5 protein-coding genes are annotated in these 4,083 nt (G+C 53.8%); 2 read left to right on the forward strand and 3 right to left on the reverse strand.

Annotated features, from left to right (window positions below):
* The first annotated feature begins 363 nt into the window (after positions 1 to 363).
* Positions 364 to 492 (forward strand): hypothetical protein, encoded by a 129-nt coding sequence (locus C451_RS23985; RefSeq protein WP_275039312.1) that lies wholly within the window; start codon positions 364 to 366, stop codon positions 490 to 492.
* A gap of 275 nt (positions 493 to 767) precedes the next feature.
* Here the strand turns inward: C451_RS23985 and C451_RS02565 are convergent, their stop codons facing one another.
* From C451_RS02565 to C451_RS21610, 3 genes are all read right to left on the reverse strand, one after another.
* On the reverse strand, positions 768 to 1,202 hold the full coding sequence (locus C451_RS02565) for a hypothetical protein (protein ID WP_007737353.1): 435 nt from the start codon (positions 1,200 to 1,202) through the stop codon (positions 768 to 770).
* Entirely contained in the window at positions 1,195 to 2,004 is an 810-nt protein-coding gene (locus C451_RS02570; protein ID WP_080503445.1) for a ParA family protein, read from the reverse strand. The genes C451_RS02565 and C451_RS02570 overlap by 8 nt, the downstream gene beginning before the upstream one ends.
* A 406-nt stretch (positions 2,005 to 2,410) precedes the next feature.
* Positions 2,411 to 2,593 carry a hypothetical protein gene (locus tag C451_RS21610; protein WP_152420355.1) on the reverse strand — a complete coding sequence of 61 codons (183 nt, stop codon included), beginning with the start codon at positions 2,591 to 2,593 and terminating at the stop codon, positions 2,411 to 2,413.
* A 1,242-nt stretch (positions 2,594 to 3,835) separates the two neighbouring features.
* Here C451_RS21610 and zapB point away from each other — a divergent pair.
* A partial coding sequence (gene zapB / locus C451_RS20580) for a cell division protein ZapB (RefSeq protein ID WP_152420356.1) occupies positions 3,836 to 4,083 on the forward strand: 248 nt, incomplete at its 3' end.

Raw genomic sequence — 4,083 nt, forward strand, 5'->3', positions numbered from 1 at the left:
TCGCTCCCTGAATCTTGTTCAAGCACCCATCCACAGCCTTGTCGATTGCGTCGCCGTCAACGTATTCCGCTAATCTACACAAGAGCGTCGAGAGTTGGCTGAGAATGGTGCACTCTCGTGGGTAATCCAGTTGACTCCTCGTTCGTGAAATTCACGATAGCAGAAGTATGTTCGCACGAGGGAGCTGAACGAACGCTTCGTCGTCGAATACGATATCTTGAATATCCATCGCGGAGAATATTTGGACAGGCGAGATCGCGGTAGTGAGCGTGCCAGCGGTGCCGGTGGGCACTGTCCTCCGGGTGGCGCCGAGGATGCTAAATCACAGCCCGCCACCGAAATTTACATCCAGATACGCTCGCCGTGAGAGTCCCCATCCACTGGGGCCTCACCGAATACGGCGTGACGCTCCTCTACGAGTACAAGTATCTCAGAGGGGTTCCGGTGTTGCGCGCGATGCAAGATCACCTCCATCTCAACGAGCAGATGTAACGCCATCGTAGCGCCGTCCGTACACCGCTGCCGGAAGCGGTGCTGACGTCACCTTTCCGGAATCCGACGAAACGGACTTCGAGAAATTCGATGTGTCGGTCGAAGATGTCGCCTCACAGCAGTTGTCGATGTACCACCAGCAGAGTCACCTCCTGGTAGCAACAAGGATGATCGCCCGATCGACGAACTGTTCGAGCATCATTCCAGACATTCTAAATTTCCCTGGAGATTGCAGATGTGTTCGACCAGACATCGAAGGACATTGTTTCCGAGGGTTATCTATCATCGAATTCGTCGAGGATGTATTCCTCAAGGTCAGAATGATCGAGACCGGCGCGCAGTAGTCCCTGCATGAAGTGCTTGTGCTTCTCGACCTGAGGTTCGTCGTTCAACGTTCGCTCCGCGTTGAACTTCTCGAAGCGGTTCTGGACGCCCTCTTTCAGTTCGGGAGTGATGTAGAGCGGGAACGGCGAACGAGAGCGTGCCGTGTCCTGTTCAACCTCCCCGTCATCCTCCTGAGCCGATTGCGTAGATTCCGTAATTTGCGTAGATTCTGTATTTCCCGTAGATTCTGGAATCTCCGTACTACCCGCAGTCTCTGTACTCTGTGTACCTCCTTTCTCGTCCGGTTCAGTTCGGTCCGTGTTGCGAGAGTCCTTGAGACGGTCGCCAAGCATATCGCCGAGCGCGTCGTCGTCTTCTTCAGGCATAGTGGGCCTCTACATGAGTGGCGAGGCGGTCGTAGATATCTCGGACCTCTTCAGATTTCTCTTCCCGATGACGGTTCGTCGGCTCGAAGCCGTACACGGAATGGTTCTGATTGAATGCGCCCTCGATAGCGACTGTCTCTGGGACGATGAACGTGTTTTCCTCTCCCAGGTTATCGAGGAACCACTCCAATCGCTCGTCACTGATCTTGTTCCGGGTCAGGGCGTTCACAACCGCGCCGATGATCCCTACCTCACACTCGAACTCACGTTCGAGCTGACCGATTTCCTGGGTGAGCAGATTCATCGAGAACGTGGCGATTGAATCCGCTCGTGAGACGAACAGTACGTTCTCAGCGGCGAGGATCGCCCCGTCAGCGAGCGGACCAAGGTTGGGTGGGGAGTCGATGATGATGTAATCGTACTCGGAGTCGATCTCGTCAAGGACCATGTCGAGGCGTTCAAGCGATCGATTCGCCGACCAGAGTTCGCGTTCGAGTTTGAAGTTACTCCCGTGGGCAGGGAGCACATCGAATTCAGCGTGGGTTTGAATGATATCGTTGACTTCCCCGAATCGCTCGAAATCAAGCATGATGTCGTACATCGAAACGGCGTTCCCACTCACGTAATACTCGCGGGAGCCGAGTGTGATCGTTGCAAATCCTTGTGGATCAGCATCGACGAGGAGCACGTCGCTCCGTTCGGCGAGTGTCTCAGCGGTCGCTAGCGCACCCGAAAGGTTGATCGCGGTGGTAGACTTCCCAACACCACCCTTCTGCATGGCGATGGCAAGCCTATCGGCCATTGACACCACCGATAGGGGAAAGTTGGATGGATCGCTCGATGCTGGCTCGTGCTTGTAGGTGGTGTATTCTACGTGTACGATGTGAATGCCGTGTTGCAGACAAATCACGTGCTCTAGTGAGATTGCGTGATTTACGCATAAGACGGCATCGCGTGGGGGTACCCACTTTCGGTACTGCCCCCCTATTCTCTTTGGTTTTACACCCGTTCATACTGATGTTCACACTCCGTGATTCACGCACATCACGTATAAATCTACGTCAGACGGAATCTTCGTGATCTCCGTAATTTGCGCATTCTACGTGTGGTGCGGAGCGTGATAATCAAAATATCCACGTGGGTTTAAGAATACTGAGGTGGTCATTTCGGAGGTACGGTTCTCCGCACAGCAGTCGTTCAACTAAAAATCACTCTTCTGATTTGCTGTGACGCTCAATCTGTTCAACATCCTGCGGGTACACCAGAATCAGGCGACCACTCTCTTCGTCGAGGAGCCATCCATCTGTTCGTTCTTCGATCAGCGTGCCACGGAGGGTATCGCCGTCGTTCATTTCTATTACCACCGGCGCTGGCGGCTCGGACACGTTCATGAAAAGATCTCAGGGACACACGCAAGTAAACCATCACCCGAGTTCAAGACCCTCGGCAGCCGAATCGAAGATCGGTATTTCGCTGAACAGACCACTGGCTCTCCGGCCACGCATAGTCACCATACGCCAGCTCCAGGATAACCCGGAGCGACCCGAATTACCCCGGCAAACCGGCAGGGTCAGTCCCGTCGGAAGCTGGGAATGTTGACCGACTGCTCCGACAACGGGCTTCACCCTCTGCACTGACACAGCATCCTCAACCATTGCTGTGAGGTCACCACCGAAGTGATCGAGGGTGTCGACACACCCGACACCGAGTGAGATCTTATTGTTGAGCTCGACAGCAGTGGGCGCGAGTTGCGGGAGCACGGCATCCGCGATACATTCGATTATCTGTCGAGGCATGTCTCTGGTGCTCTCGAGAGCGGTACGAAGCCCTACACAGGCAGCCTCAATCGACGCAGCGTCCCCTTAAGCACCGAGGGTCTTGGGTCTGCCGGAGAGCGTGGCTAAGGCCCGTTCCATCGACTCCGGAATCGTCCAAGCCAATCGACGGGTTTGCTTCGAAGATGTCATCGACAACGAGAGCGTCGAACACTCACTGCATGAGAATGAGATAATGATGATGTTCACTCTGTACACAATAAAGAGGACAGCTGCTCCTTCTCCAGACCACACTTGACGATTATGAAGACGGTCGGCGGCCGACGAGGAGATCATTGGAAGGACACACACCTCGCACCGAGTGAGTTCCTAATAGATCACCTGATGGAGAAAATCCTCAGCCAAATTGCGGAGTGAGAAACAGTTTAGAGAGAACACACACACACCTCGCACCGAGTGAGTTCTACAAGAAGACCAAAGGCGAAAACTTCTCTGTGTGCATATAGACATACTCAGTATATATTACATGTGTTTAAAATCTCGAAATTACCCTCGGCCATAATATATTGCCCCTACACAAAGGTTTATTACTGTAATATAATTTCTTCTCGGGTTGGTACGTGTTTACCCCCAGAACGATTTCGCCACTCTCTCGTAAGTTGCTCCTGACCTCGCAGTAGAGCAATGCAGACGACAGGGTGTGCNGTACGTGTTTACCCCCAGAACGATTTCGCCACTCTCTCGTAAGTTGCTCCTGACCTCGCAGTAGAGCAATGCAGACGACAGGGTGTGCTCCGAGGGACGGTCTCCGGCAGGGAGACCGTCCCGTGTCGTCTGCACTAGCCGGGGAGAGTCGTGATGGTCACTGACGAGAAAGTGGAGCAACTGCTTGAGCGGATCACTGCTCTCGAGAATCGCGTAGATGAACTTGAGCAGGAGAATGAGGAGCTCAAGCAAGAAAATCAGCAACTCCGTAAGGAGAACAAGCGGCTCAGAGCCAAGGTCCGGTGGTACGAAGGACCGCATACACCGCCAAGCAAGGAACAACCAGGCGATGAAGAGTCGTCCTCGTCCGATGGGGACGAGGACGACGAACAGCCGCGTAC

It is taken from the genome of Halococcus thailandensis JCM 13552 (assembly GCF_000336715.1).
GTDB lineage: Archaea > Halobacteriota > Halobacteria > Halobacteriales > Halococcaceae > Halococcus > Halococcus thailandensis.

Bases quoted from the DNA above. Each gene is read 5' to 3' on its own strand.
- C451_RS02570 (WP_080503445.1), bottom strand. From the start codon at position 2,004: ATGGCCGATAGGCTTGCCATCGCCATGCAGAAGGGTGGTGTTGGGAAG.
- C451_RS21610 (WP_152420355.1), bottom strand. From the start codon at position 2,593: ATGAACGTGTCCGAGCCGCCAGCGCCGGTGGTAATAGAAATGAACGAC.
- C451_RS02565 (WP_007737353.1), bottom strand. From the start codon at position 1,202: ATGCCTGAAGAAGACGACGACGCGCTCGGCGATATGCTTGGCGACCGT.